The organism is Solibacillus sp. FSL W8-0372 (assembly GCF_037969735.1).
GTDB lineage: Bacteria > Bacillota > Bacilli > Bacillales_A > Planococcaceae > Solibacillus > Solibacillus faecavium.
This window is the reverse complement of the sequence record NZ_CP150204.1, coordinates 1-20,662: the sequence shown is the minus strand read 5'-3', so window position 1 is coordinate 20,662 and position 20,662 is coordinate 1. Positions and strand designations below refer to the sequence as shown.

Genomic DNA, 20,662 nt, shown 5'->3' with positions numbered 1-20,662 from the left:
AAATTAAGAACGTCTTTCTTTATGTTGAAATAATATCAATTCGGTAATGTTCTACCCAATCATGCACCTGAATTAAGTAGGCAATTAATTGTGGACCAGCCATTAACTGACCAAACCATGGAATCTGAAATGACTGACCATTTGTAGCGAGTAGACGCTTTAATTGGTCATGCTCGAACAATTCATATAATACTGAATCCTTCTGTTTCAAAATTTGCTGTAAACGTTTATGCACAAGTTCAGTATATTTTGGATGATATGTTTTGGGGTATGGATTTTTTTTACGCTCCACTACTTCTTTCGGTAAAAGAGAGGAGAAAGCCTCCCGTAAAATTCCCTTTTCTTTGCCACCACTGTTTTTCATTTCCCATGGAATATTCCATACGTATTCTATAATCGTATGATCAGCAAATGGAACACGCACCTCCATACTCGCTCCCATTGTCATTCGATCATTTCTTTCTAACAAGGTTTGCATAAAGAATAAATTATTTAAATAAAACAATTGCTGGCGTTCCTGCTCCTCTTTACTGCCTGTAAAATGAGGCATATCCTTGATTGCTTCATCATAAGTATTTTGCATAAACTGAGGCAGCTGTAACCTTTTTTGCCATTCTGTTTTAAATAGCTGTTCCCGCTCATTTGTTGATCTTAACCACGGAAACAGACTTTCTGTTTTTTCACCATAAAACCATGGATACCCACCAAATACTTCATCTGCACACTCGCCTGATAAAGCTACCGTATGTTCATTTTTCATCTCTTTACAGAACAAATAAAGCGAACTATCAATATCGGCCATACTCGGCATATCTTTCAATATCATGGCATGCTGTAAGCTTTCAACTAAATCTTCCTGAGTAAGGGTAACTTGCTTATGATTGGTTTGAAATGCTTGTTGCATCTTCCCAATCCAAAATTCATCCTGAGATGTTTGAAATGAGTTTTCCTGAAAGTGTTGGTCATTTTCTTCATACGCTACGGAATATGTCGATAATGTTTTATTTTCTTTGGCAAGTTGTTCAGCTGCTACAGCCGTTATAATACTTGAATCTAGCCCTCCCGAAAGCATTGTACTAATAGGTACATCACTTATTAGTTGGCGTTCAATTGCCTTCGTTACAAGCTCCCGTACTTTATCTATTGTTTCTTCCTCTGAATGTTCATGTTGTTTACTTACTATATCCCAATATTTCCAGCTCTTTTTGCCCTCTTTACGAACAGTCATGGCATATGCCGGTTTTATTTCCTTAATTCCTTTAAATATAGCATTACCGACTATTCGAGAAGGTCCTAAACTAAATAACGCCGCCAGCCCTTCTATATCGACTTGCGGCTTTACTGAAGGGTGTGCCAAGATCCCTTTAATTTCAGAGCTAAATAATATGCCATCTTCATATTCATAGTAAAATAATGGCTTAACTCCTAACCGGTCACGGCATAAGAATAAAGATTGTTCCTCTGCATCCCATATAGCAAAACCATATATCCCATTCAAATAGTCCATACATCGCTCTTTCCATTCACAATACGCAATTAAAATAACTTCCGTATCGGATGTGGTATGGAATGTATAGCCACGTTTAATGAGCTGTTCACGAATTTCATTGGCATTATAAACTTCCCCATTGTAAACAATCGTAAAATTCCCTCTAGTCATTGGTTGGTCACCTGTGACTAAGTCAATAATTGCGAGCCTTTTATGTCCTAGTAAGGCATGCTTGCTCACAAAATACCCCTCACTATCCGGACCACGATGTAAAAGCGTTCTCGTCATCTTCTTTATAAGTAATTCATTATCTACCAGATTTTTCGAGTAATCAATCCAGCCTGAAATCCCACACATAATTATCCCTCCATAACAACAATGTATGTATGGCATGCTCTATCTACAAATTGTCCCATTCGAAAATTCCGTTTTTCTACAAAAAAACCTTTCTATAAGATTTATCTTATAGAAAGGCATCACATATTTATTTAATTAATCCATTTGCAAAACCAAATACACCGCTCCATAAATTAGCAAAGAAGCTTCCAATACCCTGGAAGAATAGTGCTACTTTTCCTGCACGTTCTACAGCATCCGTTGTTACCACTTCTGCTACAATTTTAGAGCCGTCAATATAGCCATAATCCATTCCCTGTGAAATATTAACAACAGCTTGACCTACTACTTGGTTCTTCTCAACACCAGCTTCCAGTTCTTCTGTTGTTAACATTAGTGTCGGAACATATAAATCTTTTTCAGACGTTTTTACCATCACTGAAACAGGCTCTTTTACTGCTATATTTACAGCTTCTTCTTTCCCTTTTGTTACAGGAAGTGATTTCTTCCCTTCAAATGTGTAGTTTGCCGGAACAAGTTCTACTTTTGAAAATTGACCAAATCCATAATCAAATAGCTTCGCTGTTGCATCAAAACGTGCCTTATAAGAGCCTACACCTTTTGAATCTACAGCCTTCATTACTACTGCAATTAAACGTGTATCCCCACGTTTTGCTGTACCCGTAAACGTATGACCCGCAAAATCAGTTGTACCAGTTTTTAAACCGTCTACTCCTTCATATGCATAGACAAGACCTGGAAGCATGAAATTCCAGTTTGACATGTTAATTGCATCCGAAGTTCCTTCACGGAAGACTTTTTTCGGAATTTTTGCTGTTTCTAGCATATCAGGATGATCCTTCAGTAAATGATACGCTAACTTTGCCACAGAACGGGCAGGCATCACATTTTCATCATTTTCCCCTGTACCTTCTGGATGCATCCCCAATAAATCTGAGTTATTTAACCCCGTAGAGTTTACAAATTTATAATTTTCCAAACCCAGTTCTTCTGCTTTTTTATTCATAAGCTTTAAAAATTCTTTTTCTGTCCCTGCAATTGTTTCAGCAATTGCAATTGTTGCTGCATTGGCAGAATAAATAGCCATCGCTTCATATAATTCTTTAATTGAATACGTACCATCCGCACGCAAAGGTACATTACTTAATAAACGGTTTTGAGAAACTTTATATGTATACTCTGTTACATTATATTGTTGATCCCAAGTAATCGATCCTTCTTTAATTGCATCTAGTAATAAGTATTCCGTCATCATTTTCGTCATACTTGCAATACCTAATGCAGTTTCTGCATTTTGTTCATATAAAATCTTACCAGTATCTGCATCAATTAATATCGCTGCATCTACCGTTAATCCTAAATCCGTCTCTGCATTTGTTGGAGCAGGTATGGCCATCGCCAACATACTGAATATTAACACTGGAATTAAGACGAAGCTTAATACCATTTGCTTACTTACTATCTTCACAAAGCTACCTCCAAAATTTTTATTCTCTAACGCCATTTTATCATACATAAGTAGTCTAATGTGTGCTCTTCTTAATAAAAAAACGCTACTATCTCAATTTGACGATAGTAGCGTTTAAAAGTTGCCTAGTACTTATTGTAAAGAATAGTTTGGTGATTCTTTTGTAATTTGTACATCATGTGGGTGTGACTCACGTAAGCCTGCCCCTGACATTTTAATGAATTGTGATTTTTCTCGTAAATCTGCTAAATCCGGAGCACCACAGTAACCCATTCCAGCACGTACACCACCAACTAATTGATGAATTGTATCTGCTAAAGGTCCTTTATAAGGTAGACGTCCTTCTATTCCTTCTGGAACTAACTTCTTCGCATCTTCCTGGAAGTAACGATCCTTAGAACCTTTTTCCATTGCACCAAGTGAACCCATACCGCGGTATACTTTAAAGCGACGCCCTTGGAAGATTTCAGTTTCACCTGGAGATTCAGAAGTTCCCGCTAATAATGATCCTAACATTACAGTATGTCCGCCTGCAGCTAAAGCTTTTACGATATCTCCTGAATACTTAATCCCACCATCAGCGATAATCGTTTTGCCTATCTCACGTGCTACTGTAGCAGCATCATATATCGCTGTAATTTGAGGTACACCTACACCTGCCACAACACGAGTAGTACAAATAGAACCAGGACCAATTCCCACTTTTACAACATCTGCTCCTGCCTCAAATAAAGCACGTGTACCTTCAGCTGTTGCTACATTACCTGCAATAATGTCTAAATTCGGGTAAGCGGCACGGATGTCTTTAATAGTATTTAATACACCTTGTGAATGACCATGTGCTGTATCAATTACCACAATATCAACCTGTGCCTCCACCAACTTAGCAATGCGTACCATTGTATCTTTAGAAACACCTACTGCTGCACCTACAACTAAACGTCCATGGCTGTCTTTAGCTGCATTAGGGAATTCAATAACCTTTTCGATATCTTTAATCGTAATTAAACCTGTAAGTTTTCCATCTTCATCTACAATAGGTAACTTTTCGATTTTATATTGTTGAAGAATTTCTTCGGCCTCTGCTAAAGTTGTCCCAACAGCTGCCGTAATTAAATCCTCTTTTGTCATAACATCATCAATTTTTAATGAATAATCAGAGATAAAACGTAGGTCACGGTTTGTAATAATCCCAACTAACTTTTGATCTTCCATGTTGTTCACAATAGGAACACCTGAAATGCGGTATTTGCCCATTAAATGTTCTGCATCGAATACTTGGTGCTCAGGTGTTAAGAAAAAGGGATTAGTAATAACACCATTTTCAGAGCGTTTTACTTTTTCTACTTCTTCTGCTTGCTTTTCAATACTCATGTTCTTATGAATAATACCAAGTCCACCTTGACGAGCCATTGCAATTGCCATTTTTGCTTCTGTTACAGTATCCATACCGGCAGAAATCATTGGAATGTTTAACTTAATATTATTAGTAAGATTTACAGATAAATTAACATCCTTTGGTAATACTTCTGAGTGTGCTGGCACTAATAATACATCATCAAATGTTAAACCTTCTTTAGCAAATTTTGTTTCCCACATTTTTAAGTATGCCTCCTATTTAGAAAAGAATATTATTGTAAGGTTATCAACGTCGACCTCGACTGTCAAGATTACTTAAAAAATAAAATAATTCGGAATATTACCTTAGTTGAGTGTTTTCTTACTTTTACTGTTTTATTATAATTTTATTTTACTTTTGCTTTATCTTTTCCTTTAATAAACTTTTTATAATATAATTTTTAGCTTTCAAATATTAGCTAAAATATACCTATTATAAAAGGAAATTATTTAGTTGATTTGAAAAAGCTTTATTAAATAAGTAGTTAATTTGATTTTATATAAGGAAGTACTTAGAGGTATTGAAAAGGGAATTTAAAGATTTTCTCTGAAGAGCATTATTGATGAATATTTTTATACAAAAAAACCACTGATTTCTCAGTGGTTTTTTTCGTGTGCGAAGCGACGTCCTACTCTCACAGGGGGAAGCCCCCAACTACCATCGGCGCTAAAGAGCTTAACTTCCGTGTTCGGTATGGGAACGGGTGTGACCTCTTTGCCATCATCACTTCACTATAGGGCTTCTTACGAAACCTGTAGAAAGAACCATTCTTTCAAAACTGGATAAACGTTTCATTGAATTTGTGCAATAAAATGTGGTTAAGTCCTCGACCGATTAGTATTCGTCAGCTACATGCGTCACCGCACTTCCACCTCGAACCTATCTACCTGATCGTCTTTCAGGGGTCTTACTTACTTGCGTAATGGGAAATCTCATCTTGAGGGGGGCTTCATGCTTAGATGCTTTCAGCACTTATCCCGTCCACACATAGCTACCCAGCGATGCCTTTGGCAAGACAACTGGTACACCAGCGGTGTGTCCATCCCGGTCCTCTCGTACTAAGGACAGCTCCTCTCAAATTTCCTACGCCCACGACGGATAGGGACCGAACTGTCTCACGACGTTCTGAACCCAGCTCGCGTACCGCTTTAATGGGCGAACAGCCCAACCCTTGGGACCGACTACAGCCCCAGGATGCGATGAGCCGACATCGAGGTGCCAAACCTCCCCGTCGATGTGGACTCTTGGGGGAGATAAGCCTGTTATCCCCGGGGTAGCTTTTATCCGTTGAGCGATGGCCCTTCCATGCGGAACCACCGGATCACTAAGCCCGTCTTTCGACCCTGCTCGACTTGTAGGTCTCGCAGTCAAGCTCCCTTATGCCTTTACACTCTTCGAATGATTTCCAACCATTCTGAGGGAACCTTTGGGCGCCTCCGTTACTCTTTAGGAGGCGACCGCCCCAGTCAAACTGTCCGCCTGACACTGTCTCCTACCCCGCTAAGGGGCATGGGTTAGAAGTTCAATACAACCAGGGTAGTATCCCACCGACGCCTCCTCCGAAGCTGGCGCTCCGGGATCTCTGGCTCCTACCTATCCTGTACAAGTTGTACCAAAATTCAATATCAGGCTACAGTAAAGCTCCACGGGGTCTTTCCGTCCTGTCGCGGGTAACCTGCATCTTCACAGGTACTATAATTTCACCGAGTCTCTCGTTGAGACAGTGCCCAGATCGTTACGCCTTTCGTGCGGGTCGGAACTTACCCGACAAGGAATTTCGCTACCTTAGGACCGTTATAGTTACGGCCGCCGTTTACTGGGGCTTCAATTCACAGCTTCGCTTGCGCTAACCGCTCCTCTTAACCTTCCAGCACCGGGCAGGCGTCAGCCCCTATACGTCACCTTACGGTTTTGCAGAGACCTGTGTTTTTGCTAAACAGTCGCCTGGGCCTATTCACTGCGGCTTCTCTAGGCTATGCACCCAAAGAAGCACCCCTTCTCCCGAAGTTACGGGGTCATTTTGCCGAGTTCCTTAACGAGAGTTCTCTCGCACACCTTAGGATTCTCTCCTCGACTACCTGTGTCGGTTTGCGGTACGGGCACCTCTCACCTCGATAGAGGCTTTTCTTGGCAGTGTGAAATCAGGAACTTCGCTCTAAAGAGCTCGTCATCACAGCTCAACGTTATAGTATGCGGATTTGCCTACATACACGCCTTACTGCTTGAACACGCGCAACCAACGGCGTGCTTACCCTATCCTACTGCGTCCCCCCATTTCTCAAACGGTGAGGAGGTGGTACAGGAATATCAACCTGTTGTCCATCGCCTACGCCTATCGGCCTCGGCTTAGGTCCCGACTAACCCTGAGCGGACGAGCCTTCCTCAGGAAACCTTAGTCATACGGTGCATGGGATTCTCACCCATGTTTCGCTACTCATACCGGCATTCTCACTTCTAATCGCTCCACCAGTCCTTCCGGTCTGACTTCAACGCTATTAGAACGCTCTCCTACCACGCATACTCAAAGTATGCATCCACAGCTTCGGTGAATCGTTTAGCCCCGATACATTTTCGGCGCAGCGTCACTCGACCAGTGAGCTATTACGCACTCTTTAAATGATGGCTGCTTCTAAGCCAACATCCTGGTTGTCTAAGCAACGCCACATCCTTTTCCACTTAACGATTACTTGGGGACCTTAGCTGGTGGTCTGGGCTGTTTCCCTCTTGACTACGGATCTTATCACTCGCAGTCTGACTCCCGTGTATAAATATCCGGCATTCGGAGTTTGTCTGAATTCGGTAAAGCGAGATGCCCCCCTAGTCCAAACAGTGCTCTACCTCCGGTATTCTCAATCACGAGGCTAGCCCTAAAGCTATTTCGGAGAGAACCAGCTATCTCCAGGTTCGATTGGAATTTCTCCGCTACCCACACCTCATCCCCGCACTTTTCAACGTGCGTGGGTTCGGGCCTCCAGTGAGTGTTACCTCACCTTCACCCTGGACATGGGTAGATCACCTGGTTTCGGGTCTACGACCACGTACTAATTCGCCCTATTCAGACTCGCTTTCGCTGCGGCTCCGTCTTCTCAACTTAACCTCGCACGTAATCGTAACTCGCCGGTTCATTCTACAAAAGGCACGCTATCACCCATTAACGGGCTCTAACTACTTGTAGGCACACGGTTTCAGGATCTATTTCACTCCCCTTCCGGGGTGCTTTTCACCTTTCCCTCACGGTACTGGTTCACTATCGGTCACTAGGTAGTATTTAGCCTTGGGAGATGGTCCTCCCGGATTCCGACGGAATTTCACGTGTTCCGCCGTACTCAGGATACACTCTGGAGGGAATGAACTTTTGACTACAGGGCTTTTACCTTGTTTCGCGGACCTTTCCAAGTCGCTTCGTCTAACTCATTCTTTTGTAACTCCGTATAGAGTGTCCTACAACCCCAAAGAGCAAGCTCTTTGGTTTGGGCTCTTCCCGTTTCGCTCGCCGCTACTCAGGGAATCGAATTTTCTTTCTGTTCCTGCAGGTACTTAGATGTTTCAGTTCCCTGCGTCTGTCCTCATCACGCTATGTATTCACGTGTAGATACTATCCGATTAAAGATAGTGGGTTCCCCCATTCGGAAATCCCCGGATCAAAGCTTACTTACAGCTCCCCGAGGCATATCGGTGTTAGTGCCGTCCTTCATCGACTCCTAGTGCCAAGGCATCCACCGTGCGCCCTTATTAACTTAACCAAAAGTTAACACTTAGATAAAATCTAAGATTTAAGTTTACACGTCAATTGCTTGACTTGTTACATTTCTATAAAATAGAAATTTGTTTTATTGCTATCAATGTCGTTTTATCCAGTTTTCAAAGAACGAAATGCGGTTCAATCATACAAGATGAATTAAACCAACAAGGTTTTGAAGTATCTCATTCAATTAAGAATGAACCTTCAAAACTGAACAGCAAACGTTAATGTTTCATTCCCCAAGGGAATGATTCCGAAATAATCCTTAGAAAGGAGGTGATCCAGCCGCACCTTCCGATACGGCTACCTTGTTACGACTTCACCCCAATCATCTATCCCACCTTCGGCGGCTGGCTCCATAAAGGTTACCTCACCGACTTCGGGTGTTACAAACTCTCGTGGTGTGACGGGCGGTGTGTACAAGGCCCGGGAACGTATTCACCGCGGCATGCTGATCCGCGATTACTAGCGATTCCGGCTTCATGTAGGCGAGTTGCAGCCTACAATCCGAACTGAGAACGATTTTATCGGATTAGCTCCCCCTCGCGGGTTGGCAACCGTTTGTATCGTCCATTGTAGCACGTGTGTAGCCCAGGTCATAAGGGGCATGATGATTTGACGTCATCCCCACCTTCCTCCGGTTTATCACCGGCAGTCTCCTTAGAGTGCCCAACTAAATGATGGCAACTAAGAATAAGGGTTGCGCTCGTTGCGGGACTTAACCCAACATCTCACGACACGAGCTGACGACAACCATGCACCACCTGTCACCGTTGCCCCCGAAGGGGAAACTATGTCTCCATAGTGGTCACCGGGATGTCAAGACCTGGTAAGGTTCTTCGCGTTGCTTCGAATTAAACCACATGCTCCACCGCTTGTGCGGGCCCCCGTCAATTCCTTTGAGTTTCAGTCTTGCGACCGTACTCCCCAGGCGGAGTGCTTAATGCGTTAGCTGCAGCACTGAGGGGCGGAAACCCCCCAACACTTAGCACTCATCGTTTACGGCGTGGACTACCAGGGTATCTAATCCTGTTTGCTCCCCACGCTTTCGCGCCTCAGTGTCAGTTACAGACCAGACAGTCGCCTTCGCCACTGGTGTTCCTCCAAATCTCTACGCATTTCACCGCTACACTTGGAATTCCACTATCCTCTTCTGCACTCAAGTTCCCCAGTTTCCAATGACCCTCCCCGGTTGAGCCGGGGGCTTTCACATCAGACTTAAGGAACCACCTGCGCGCGCTTTACGCCCAATAATTCCGGACAACGCTTGCCACCTACGTATTACCGCGGCTGCTGGCACGTAGTTAGCCGTGGCTTTCTAACAAGGTACCGTCAAGGTAGCGCCAGTTACTACGCTACTTGTTCTTCCCTTGCAACAGAGTTTTACGAACCGAAATCCTTCTTCACTCACGCGGCGTTGCTCCATCAGACTTTCGTCCATTGTGGAAGATTCCCTACTGCTGCCTCCCGTAGGAGTCTGGGCCGTGTCTCAGTCCCAGTGTGGCCGATCACCCTCTCAGGTCGGCTACGCATCGTTGCCTTGGTGAGCCGTTACCTCACCAACTAGCTAATGCGCCGCGGGTCCATCTTATAGTGACAGCCGAAACCGTCTTTCAACTTTCAAACATGTGTTTAAAAGTATTATTCGGTATTAGCCCCGGTTTCCCGGAGTTATCCCAATCTATAAGGTAGGTTACCCACGTGTTACTCACCCGTCCGCCGCTAAATCAGAGAGAAGCAAGCTTCTCTCATCATCCGCTCGACTTGCATGTATTAGGCACGCCGCCAGCGTTCGTCCTGAGCCAGGATCAAACTCTCCATAAAAGTAGTTTGAAAGCTCATTTGCTTTGCTAGCGATTCAACTTAATTAAAAGTTAAAATCTATTGTTTGCTTCATTTAAGAAGCTTGTTTCATTAACGTTGCTTGTTCAGTTTTCAAGGTTCATTGTGTTGTTCGAGTGACAACTTTTATATCATAACATTTCTCTAAGTTGCTTGTCAACAACTTTTTGAAAGTTTTTAAGAAAAGTAATAACCCGTTTAACAGCTTTTATAATTCTATACTATTTTCCCTCTTAAGTCAACTCTTTAATAAATTTTTATAATTTATAATTGGTTTCTCTTAAGGACTCTTAATATAATATCATTGTGAAATCCTAGCGTCAATAATTTTTTAAAAAAAGTTATGTTTGTTTTTAATATTTTATTTCTTATTAAAAAGAGCCGTATCCATTCTATGAAAAACAGCTCTCTTCAGAAATAATCTTAATCTAATAATCCTTTGTAATGACACGCGAAATATAGAAGCTTCTATTAGTAGCAAGATCCAGTAACTCTCCCGTACGAGTTAATTTTACTAGCGGGCGGGTAGGGGAATATTTATTGATAAACATTACTTCTCCTAACTCTAAATTGGATAATTCAATTTTTGTTCCAATTGGTAAATCAACGACGATATCAATTAATGCCTGCACAACTTTAATATCAAACTTTCCAAACTCTTCTTCTTTAATCATTTCGATTACCTTAAAAGGAGATTGTTTTGAACGATATACTCGCTCGCTAGTCATCGCATGGAAAACGTCTGCCACTGCGATAATTTGTGCAAACGTGGAGATGGAGCCATTACGGATTCCATTCGGATAGCCGCTGCCATCTAGTCGCTCGTGATGCTGGAAGATGGCTACTTTCATTACCTCTTTCATAGCAGGATTATTCTTTACTAACATAAAGCTATAAAAAGCATGTTTTCGTACTTCTTCAAATTCAGAAGATGTTAACGCGTTTTTCTTGTCCCGTATACGCGCTGGAATACGTGACATTCCGCTATCCGCTAACATCCCCGCAATGGCTAGTTGAATAGTATCGCCACGTTCAAAGCCCATTTTTTTTGCTATAACCGTTGCAATTAATCCCGTAGCAATACAATGATGGTATAAGTAGTCCTTTGGATTTGAATAGTTATTTATGTTGTATATGTACGAACGGTCTTCTAATACTTTTTCTATTAGTGGAATCATAATGCCCCGAACTTTTGTAAGATCAATTTTCCCACCAGCCGCCCAATTCAAAAATTCTTTTTTCAATTGGACAATGCCATCATTATAATAATTTTCAAAACTTATATACTTCGGTAGTGGCACAGTTAAAGGATTCTTTTCAGAATTCGTCTCAACTGACTTGATTTCTTCTAAATCGTTATAAACTAATACTGTTTTTAAATTAAAGAGCTCAATTACACGCAGATGCTCAGATATCACTTTAGTATCTTTATAAATGATTGGATATTGTGTATTGGCAAATATATCTTCTGCAATTACCTTACCTAATCGTAATTCTTCGGCTCTCAAAACTATTGCTTCCAACTTCACAACCCCTTCAGTTCATTATTATAGGTATTTAGGTTTAATTGAAATATTTAGATTAGATAATCCAGAATTATAATTAATCCTTACAAATCTTTACTATTACACAGTTTATTATAACGAATGGAGAAAAAAATACAATTAAAAAAAGTAATCTAGATAGTAAAAACCTACTAGATTACTTTTCGATTTACTCTTCTGTTTCAGAAGTTGATTCGCCTTCTAAATCCGATTCTAATTCTAATTCGTCTTCATCAGTATCATCGTCTTTTTTCACACGTGCTACTGTTGCAACAATTTCTTCATCTGCTAGGCGAATTAAACGAACACCTTGCGTGCTTCGTCCAATAACAGAAATATCTTTAACATCCATGCGGATCAACATACCGTTAATTGTAATTAGCATAATGTCTTCTGAACCATCAACTGCTTTTACCGCACACATCTTACCGTTCTTATCAGTAATTTGCATCGTCTTCAGACCTAAACCACCACGGCTTTGTAAACGGTACTCTGATTCAGGCGTACGTTTACCGTAACCTTTTTCAGTAACAACTAATATTTCCTGACCCGGTTCAATAATTTCCATACCAACTACATAATCGCCATCACGAAGTTTAATACCTCTAACCCCTGCAGCAGTACGCCCCATTGAACGAATATCGTCTTCTTTGAAACGAACTAGCATACCTTCACGAGTACCGATAATAATTTCTTTCGTACCATCTGTTAAATGGACTGAAATTAAATCATCATCTTCACGCAATGTAATAGCAATTAACCCATTCGTACGAATATTTGCGAATTGGTCTACTGGTGTACGTTTCGTTACACCCGTTTTTGTCGTAAAGATAAAGTATGCATCTTCTTTAAATTCCGTAACGCGAATCATTGCAGTAACATGTTCACCTTTATCGATATTCAGTAAGTTAACAATTGGTAAACCTTTTGCCTGTCTACCGAATTCAGGAATTTCGTATCCTTTTGCACGGAAAACTTTACCTTTTGAAGTAAAGAATAAAATCGTATCATGCGTAGATGTAAATAGTAAATGCTCAACGAAATCATCCTCATTCGTACCCATACCTTGTACACCACGGCCCCCTCGCTTTTGCGAGCGATATGTATTCGCTGCTAAACGTTTAATATACCCGTTATGTGTCAATGTCAGTACTGAATTTTCTCTTGGGATTAAATCTTCGTCTTCTATCATTTCTAAACCGCCAGCAGTTATTTCTGTACGGCGTGTATCATTGAAACGTTCTTTAATTTCCGTCATTTCTGTACGGATAATCTCAATTACCTTTGCTTCATCAGCTAAAATCGCCTTTAATTCGTCGATTAGTTTTAGAAGTTCTTGGTATTCTGCTTCAATTTTTTCACGTTCCAATCCGCTTAAACGTACTAGGCGCATATCTAAAATTGCTTGTGCCTGACGTTCAGATAAATTGAAGCGCTCCATTAATTGAGGTCTTGCTTCTTCCCCACTTCGAGAGGCACGGATAATCGCAATAATTTCATCAATATGATCCAGTGCGATACGTAAGCCTTCTAAAATATGTGCACGTTCTTCTGCTTTTCGAAGTTCGAAAGCAGTACGACGTTTAATAACTACTTTTTGGTGTTCTAAGTAATGATAGAGCACTTCTTTTAGACCTAATACTTTTGGCTGTCCATCCACTAATGCAAGCATATTTACACCGAAGCTTGATTGCATCGCTGTTTGTTTAAATAAGTTGTTGAGTACAACGTTTGCATTGGCATCACGACGAACCTCAATCACAATACGCATACCATTACGATCTGATTCATCCCGTAAATTTGTAATACCATCAATTTTTTTATCACGTACTAGCTCAGCAATTTTTTCAATAAGTTTTGCTTTATTCACTTGGTAAGGTAATTCGTGAACTAAAATTGTCTCTTTACCATTTGCAGCTTGTTCAATCTCAACTTTTGCACGAACTGTTAAAGAACCTCTGCCTGTTTCGTAGGCACGGCGAATCCCGGAACGACCTAAAAGAATACCACCTGTCGGGAAATCAGGTCCCGGAATAATTTCCATCAGCTCTTCAGTTGTAATACTTGGGTTATCCGCAACTGCCAATACCGCATCAATTGTTTCTCCTAATTGATGTGGTGGGATATTTGTCGCCATACCTACAGCGATTCCCGAAGCACCGTTTACTAAAAGGTTTGGATAACGTGCTGGTAATACTAACGGCTCGTTTTCACTACCATCATAGTTCGGACCATAATTAATTGTATCTTTATTGATATCGCGAAGCATTTCCATCGCGATTTTTGACATACGAGATTCTGTGTAACGCATAGCTGCAGCGCCATCACCATCTACCGAACCAAAGTTACCGTGACCATCAACAAGCATGTAACGATAGCTGAAATCCTGTGCCATACGTACCATTGCATCATAGATGGAAGAGTCACCATGTGGATGGAACTTACCCATTACATCCCCAACGATACGAGCACTCTTCTTATATGGTTTATCTGAAGTATTACCTAATTCCTGCATGCCGTACAAAATACGACGGTGTACTGGCTTAAGCCCATCGCGTACATCCGGTAAGGCACGTGAAACGATAACGCTCATCGCATAGCTTAAGAAAGATGATTTAATCTCTGTTGTAATATTTTTTGATTCTATATGTCCATGTTGAATGTCAGACAAAATAAGGACCTCCTTCCAATTGAACTAATTAAATATCCAGGTCTTGTACATAGACTGCATTTTCTTCGATAAAGTCACGACGTGGGGCAACTTCATCACCCATCAATGCATCGAAAATTCTATCGGCTTCAATCGCATCATCCAATTCTACACGAATTAACGTACGGTGCTCTGGATCCATTGTTGTATCCCATAATTGCGTTGCATTCATTTCTCCTAAACCTTTGTAACGTTGTACATTTGGCTTAGGCAATTTTGGTAGACGCTGCAAAATATCTTCTAATTCTTGATCTGAATAGCAGTATTCTACATGTTTCCCTTGTTTCACTTGGTAAAGTGGAGGTTTTGCTGCATAAACATATCCAGCCTCAATTAATGGACGCATGAAACGGAAGAAGAAGGTTAATAATAATACGCGAATATGCGCACCATCGACATCGGCATCCGTCATAATTACGATTTTGTGATAACGTGCTTTTTCTAAATTAAACTCTTCGCCAATACCTGTACCAAATGCAGTAATCATTGCACGAATCTCAGCATTGGATAAAATACGGTCTAAGCGGGCTTTTTCAACGTTTAAAATTTTACCGCGCAATGGCAAAATTGCTTGGAAGTGACGATCACGACCTGATTTTGCAGAACCACCCGCAGAGTCACCCTCAACGATATAAATTTCCGATTCAGCAGGATTTGTAGAAGAACAATCTGATAACTTACCAGGTAAACTTGAAACTTCCAATGCTGATTTACGACGTGTAAATTCACGTGCTTTTTTCGCTGCAACTCGTGCTCGAGCAGCCATTGTACCTTTTTCAACAACCTGGCGCGCTACTGAAGGATTCTCCAACAGGAAACGTTCAAAGCCTTCTGAGAATAATGAGTTTGTAATTTGACTCACTTCAGAATTCCCTAATTTAGTTTTTGTTTGCCCTTCAAACTGAGGGTCGGGGTGTTTAATCGATACGATAGCTGTTAACCCTTCTCGTACGTCTTCACCTGTAAGGTTAGGATCTGCTTCTTTAATTAAATTTGATTTTCTCGCATAATCATTGATGACACGCGTTAAAGCCGTTTTAAAGCCTGATTCATGCGTACCGCCTTCATACGTATTAATGTTATTCGCAAATGACATAATTGTTGAACTAAAGCCAGCATTATATTGCATAGCAATTTCCACAGAAATGCCTTCTTTTTCTCCAAATACATCAATTGGTACATGGATCGGTTCTTTGTTTACGTTTATGTGCTCAACATATTCGCGAATACCACCTTCAAAGTGGAATGTTTCTGAACGTTCCTGGCCAATTCGTTCATCGGCAATTGTAATTCTAATACCACGGTTTAAATAGGCTAATTCACGAATACGAGTCGCTAAAATATCGTATTCATATGTTGTAGTTTCTTTAAAGATTTCACTATCGGCCTTAAAACGTGTAGTTGTACCTGTATAATCGGTTTCACCAATAACAGTTATTTTTTGGACAGTATGACCGCGTTCGAAAATTATTTCATGAATTTTCCCATCACGATGTACTTGAACAATCGTTTGACTTGATAAAGCGTTTACTACTGAAGCACCAACACCATGAAGACCACCTGATACTTTGTAGCCCCCACCGCCAAATTTACCGCCAGCATGCAGAACTGTCATAATAACTTCAACAGCAGGCATACCCATTTTTTCCTGAATATCTACGGGAATACCACGACCATTATCTTCTACACGAATCCAATTGTCTTGTTCAATCGTTACTGAAATATCTGTACAATATCCAGCTAAAGCTTCATCAATACTATTGTCTACAATTTCCCACACTAAATGGTGCAATCCTTTTGAACTTGTTGAACCAATATACATACCAGGACGTTTTCGTACAGCTTCTAATCCTTCTAATACCTGTATTTGATCCGCATCATAAGATTGCTGGACTTTATTATCTTCTAAAGTCACTATTGGTCACCTACTCTTTCATAACTTTCAGTATGCTTCGCTAATATTAACTTTCATGCATTTATCGTTATTCAATTGCTCCTTTTTTCACATGGAACAATTTAGCGTGCTGTATTGTTTCATGGTGAATACCTTCAACACTTGTCGTTGTAACAAATGTTTGAACTTCACCCTGAATTGTATTTAATAAATGTGATTGACGATAATCATCTAATTCAGATAAAACATCATCCAACAATAAAATCGGTGTTTCTTTTGTTTCTTGTTTTATGAGCTCGATTTCAGCAAGCTTTAGTGATAACGCAGTTGTACGTTGTTGACCTTGCGAGCCATATACTTGTACATCATAGTCATTCACGAAAAACTGCAAATCATCACGGTGTGGACCTATTAATGTTACGCCTCGCTCAATTTCACGCTGTTTAACCTCTTTTAGTTTTTCCGTTAAATGCGCTATCATTTGCTCAGCTGACCAATTTGCTTCCATCCCTGACACAGGGCGGTATTTAATTACAAGCTTTTCTAGACCGCGTGATATGCCAAAATGAATTGGTTCCGCCCACTCCTGCAAGAGTTCCATAAATTGAAATCTTTTACGAATTATTTGTATAGCTGCCTGAACATACTGCTCTGTATAAATATCAAACATTACATCAGATGCAAATGCTTGTTTGCCTTGGTTTTTTTTCAGTAAATGATTACGTTGTTTTAATATCTTTTGAAATGTCAGTAAATCATGTAAATAGACTGGCGATATTTGTCCGATTTCCATATCGATAAATCTTCGGCGAATTTGTGGGCTACCTTTTACGATATTCAAATCTTCAGGAGCAAACATGACAACATTCATCTGTCCAATGTAATTACTTAATTTAGTTTGTTCAAGATGATTGATTTTGCCTTTTTTGCCCTTTTTTGAAATCGTTAATTCGATAGGAATGCCACCGTAACGCTTATTTACCACACCTTCTATTTTACCATAATCCGCGTCCCAAAGTATTAATTCTTTATCGTTCGCAGTACGATGAGATTTGGCCATCGCTAGTACATAGATTGATTCCATAACATTTGTTTTTCCTTGAGCATTCTCCCCAATAAAAACGTTAATTTTATTTGAAAAATCTAGTGTTAACGATTCATAGTTACGATAATTCGTTAGCTGTAAGCGCTCGATGTTCATGAATTATTCTTCTCCGTTTGCAATAAACGCATCCACAATTTTAAATCGGCCAACACCTGGGATATTAATAACATCTCCATGACGTAATTTTTTTCCTCGGCGACCTTCTGCTTCTCCATTCACAAACACTTCATGTTCACTTAAAAACCATTTTGCCATACCACCAGAGCTAATTGTATCTGTCATTTTCAGCGCTTGACCAAGCGTTATAAATTCTGTATCAATTACTAAATCATTCAACGTAATTCATCCTCCACTTAAATAAAGTCTTATCATTCTATCATACCTAAAATTTGTCCATAAGTAAAAAAGGAATGGTCTCAATAATAAGTTAAAGACCATTCCTTTTTAAAAATTATATTTTTTTAGTAAGTACGTACCGGTAAAATCAGTTGTAAAATCGCATCATCTGCTACAGATCGCAGAATGAATGGACGCATTGCCCCCGTAAATTCAATTACAACATCTTGACCATCAATTGCTTTTAGCGCTTCCATCATGTATTTTGCACTGAAAGAAATTTTTAAAGTTTCTCCTTCTAGGCTTTCCACTTGGATTTGCTCTTCCACTTTACCAATCTCAGGTGAATTTGATGATATTTCCACTGTTTGGTTTTCAAGCGTTTCAAATCGAACAACATTATTACGGTCTTCACGAGCAAGCAACGATGCACGGTCAATTGCTTGAAGAAGTGATTTTCCATTAATAGTAATCATTGTTTTAAATTCTTCTGGAATTAAACGGGATGTGTCTGGGTAATTCCCTTCCAAAAGACGTGAAAAGAAAAGAACGTCATCTGTTTTAAACAGTACATGTTGACTCGTTAATACAATTTGTACTGGGTTATTCGTATCTTCTAAAATTTTATTTAATTCATTTAAACTTTTTCCTGGAATAACAACTGAAGTCACATCAGTTGGTAAATTTTCAAGATTTACTTTACGACGTGCTAAACGGTGACTATCCGTTGCAACGCATATTAATTCATCGCCATCAACTTTCCAGTTTACACCTGTCAACACGGGACGGCTTTCAGAAGTAGCTACAGCAAATACCGTTTCACGAATAATCGACTTTAATAGATCCGTAGGTATTGTAAATTGGCGATCAGCTGCAAGTTCAGGTAGTTGTGGATATTCTGTTGCATCAGATCCGATTAGATGAAATTCTGATTTACCAGAACGAATAATTGTTGCAGTACCGTTTGTAATTTCAATTTCTACTTCGTTTGTAGGTAATTTACGAACAATTTCGTTGAACATACGTGCTTGTAATACGATAGAACCTGTTTGAGTAATGTTTATGATTTGTTCGCCATTTTCTTCTACTGGGATAAATGTTTGGATTGTAATATCTGCATCACTACCAGTTAAAGTCATACCTTCATTTGTAACATCAATCTTAATTCCCGTTAAAATAGGAATCGTCGTTTTAGAGCTAACTGCTTTCATTACATCATTTAATCCAGCTAAAAGATGATCACGTAAAATATTAAATTTCATTAGTTTACCTCTCTTATATAATTAATTATTTATTTAAAGATATTAATAGATATAGTAATAGGTCCTGTGGATTTGTGGATAACCGAACTTTTTCTTACGGCGTGTAAGCTATCCACATGTGCACAAGTTGTGAATATCCTTGTGTGAAAAACAGTGAGTTATACACAACTTTACTTACCTAGCATGCTTCGAATTTGTTTAATATCCTGTTGGAGTTGTTGATCCGTTTTAATTAATGAAGATATTTTTTCATGTGCATGGATGACGGTCGTATGGTCTCGGCCACCAAATTCCTCACCAATTTTAGGTAATGAAAAATCCGTTAGTTCTCTCGATAAATACATTGCAACCTGTCTTGGGAAAGCAATCGACTTTGTACGGCGCTTTGCCGTAAAATCCTCTAATCGAATATTGAAGTGTTCGCCAGTTGCTGTTTGAATATCTAAAATTGAAATCATGCGCGGCTTTGAGTTTGGCATAATATCTTTTAGAGCTTCTGCAGCCAGTTCCGGTGAGACATCCGTATTGACCAAAGAAGAATAAGCAACTACACGGATTAATGCGCCTTCCAATTCACGGATATTTGTATCGACTTGGTTGGCAATATACAGCATAACCTCATTTGGAATATCTAGACCGTCAGCTTTGGCTTTTTTTCGTAAAATAGCAATACGTGTTTCTAAATCAGGTGGTGCTATGTCTGTGATTAAACCCCATTCAAATCGAGAGCGCAAACGATCTTCCAATGTAGGGATTTCCTTAGGTGGTCGGTCACTTGAAATGACAATTTGTTTTGATTCTTCATGTAAAGTATTGAATGTATGGAAAAACTCCTCTTGCGTTGATTCTTTCCCAGCTAAAAACTGAATATCGTCAATTAGCAACACATCAACATTCCGGTATTTATTACGAAAATCAATTGTTTTGTTATCACGAATCGAGTTGATAAACTCATTTGTGAATTTTTCCGATGATAAATAGACGACATTTGCAGTAGGATTATGTTCTTTTACATAATGGCCAATGGCATGCATTAAATGGGTTTTTCCTAGTCCTACCCCCCCGTATATAAAGAAAGGGTTATACGCTTTTGCTGGTGCTTCTGCTACAGCTAAGCTTGCTGCATGAGCAAAGCGGTTACCAGAACCGATAACGAACGTATCAAATGTGTATTTTGGATTGAGCATACCAGGTGTTATATCATGATGTTCACTTGATTTTGCTTGGGTAATTGGTGGTGGTAGTTCAAAGTCGTCTGCAACTTGATCTTTCTGAACGACAAATTTTATGACCAGATCTTCGCCAGTTAACTCATTTAATATTCCTGTAATCATATGAATATAGTATTGTTCAAGCCAATCACGGGCAAAAGAGTTAGGTGCTGATATCGTTACTTTTGTGCCACTATGAGCCAACAGTTTTGTCGATTTCAGCCAAGTATCAAAGCTCGGTTTTGAAATTTTTTGTTCAGCTTGGGCAAGGACGGCATTCCATAAATTTTCTAAATGTTCCAA

10 protein-coding genes and 3 rRNA genes are annotated in these 20,662 nt (G+C 39.9%); all 13 read right to left on the bottom strand.

Annotated features, from left to right (window positions below):
* Window positions 1-19 precede the first annotated feature (19 nt).
* Window positions 20-1,846, bottom strand: coding sequence for an asparagine synthase (glutamine-hydrolyzing) (gene asnB / locus MKY13_RS00065; protein WP_191701862.1), 1,827 nt, complete (start codon window positions 1,844-1,846; stop codon window positions 20-22).
* A gap of 127 nt (window positions 1,847-1,973) precedes the next feature.
* Complete coding sequence (locus tag MKY13_RS00060) at window positions 1,974-3,314, bottom strand: D-alanyl-D-alanine carboxypeptidase family protein (RefSeq protein ID WP_339214613.1); 1,341 nt, start codon at window positions 3,312-3,314, stop codon at window positions 1,974-1,976.
* 132 nt (window positions 3,315-3,446) lie between these two features.
* Complete coding sequence (gene guaB, locus MKY13_RS00055) at window positions 3,447-4,913, bottom strand: IMP dehydrogenase (protein ID WP_339214611.1); 1,467 nt, start codon at window positions 4,911-4,913, stop codon at window positions 3,447-3,449.
* Between the two features lie 415 nt (window positions 4,914-5,328).
* Window positions 5,329-5,444, bottom strand: a 5S ribosomal RNA gene (rrf, locus tag MKY13_RS00050).
* 83 nt (window positions 5,445-5,527) lie between these two features.
* Window positions 5,528-8,456: ribosomal RNA gene (locus MKY13_RS00045) — 23S ribosomal RNA — on the bottom strand.
* 268 nt (window positions 8,457-8,724) lie between these two features.
* A 16S ribosomal RNA gene (locus tag MKY13_RS00040) occupies window positions 8,725-10,279 on the bottom strand.
* The 16S, 23S and 5S rRNA genes sit together here, the layout of an rRNA operon.
* A 446-nt stretch (window positions 10,280-10,725) precedes the next feature.
* Window positions 10,726-11,820, bottom strand: coding sequence for an HD-GYP domain-containing protein (locus MKY13_RS00035; protein WP_191701040.1), 1,095 nt, complete (start codon window positions 11,818-11,820; stop codon window positions 10,726-10,728).
* Between the two features lie 190 nt (window positions 11,821-12,010).
* A complete protein-coding gene (gyrA, locus tag MKY13_RS00030; protein ID WP_191701041.1) occupies window positions 12,011-14,512 on the bottom strand; it encodes a DNA gyrase subunit A in 2,502 nt (833 codons plus the stop codon).
* Between the two features lie 28 nt (window positions 14,513-14,540).
* Window positions 14,541-16,466: a DNA topoisomerase (ATP-hydrolyzing) subunit B gene (gene gyrB / locus MKY13_RS00025; RefSeq protein ID WP_191701042.1), complete on the bottom strand. Its 1,926-nt coding sequence runs from the start codon at window positions 16,464-16,466 to the stop codon at window positions 14,541-14,543.
* Between the two features lie 67 nt (window positions 16,467-16,533).
* The gene (gene recF, locus MKY13_RS00020; protein ID WP_339214609.1) at window positions 16,534-17,646 is read right to left on the bottom strand and encodes a DNA replication/repair protein RecF; all 1,113 of its coding nucleotides are present in this window, start codon (window positions 17,644-17,646) and stop codon (window positions 16,534-16,536) included.
* A gap of 3 nt (window positions 17,647-17,649) precedes the next feature.
* Window positions 17,650-17,886 (bottom strand): S4 domain-containing protein YaaA, encoded by a 237-nt coding sequence (gene yaaA / locus MKY13_RS00015; RefSeq protein WP_191701044.1) that lies wholly within the window; start codon window positions 17,884-17,886, stop codon window positions 17,650-17,652.
* A 125-nt stretch (window positions 17,887-18,011) separates the two neighbouring features.
* Window positions 18,012-19,148 carry a DNA polymerase III subunit beta gene (dnaN, locus tag MKY13_RS00010; protein WP_191701045.1) on the bottom strand — a complete coding sequence of 379 codons (1,137 nt, stop codon included), beginning with the start codon at window positions 19,146-19,148 and terminating at the stop codon, window positions 18,012-18,014.
* Between the two features lie 170 nt (window positions 19,149-19,318).
* Window positions 19,319-20,662: a chromosomal replication initiator protein DnaA gene (gene dnaA, locus MKY13_RS00005; RefSeq protein ID WP_191701046.1), complete on the bottom strand. Its 1,344-nt coding sequence runs from the start codon at window positions 20,660-20,662 to the stop codon at window positions 19,319-19,321.

Excerpts from the sequence above, each read along its gene's own strand:
- guaB (WP_339214611.1), bottom strand. The coding sequence starts at position 4,913 with ATGTGGGAAACAAAATTTGCTAAAGAAGGTTTAACATTTGATGATGTA.
- recF (WP_339214609.1), bottom strand. The coding sequence starts at position 17,646 with ATGAACATCGAGCGCTTACAGCTAACGAATTATCGTAACTATGAATCG.
- dnaN (WP_191701045.1), bottom strand. The coding sequence starts at position 19,148 with ATGAAATTTAATATTTTACGTGATCATCTTTTAGCTGGATTAAATGAT.
- asnB (WP_191701862.1), bottom strand. The coding sequence starts at position 1,846 with ATGTGTGGGATTTCAGGCTGGATTGATTACTCGAAAAATCTGGTAGAT.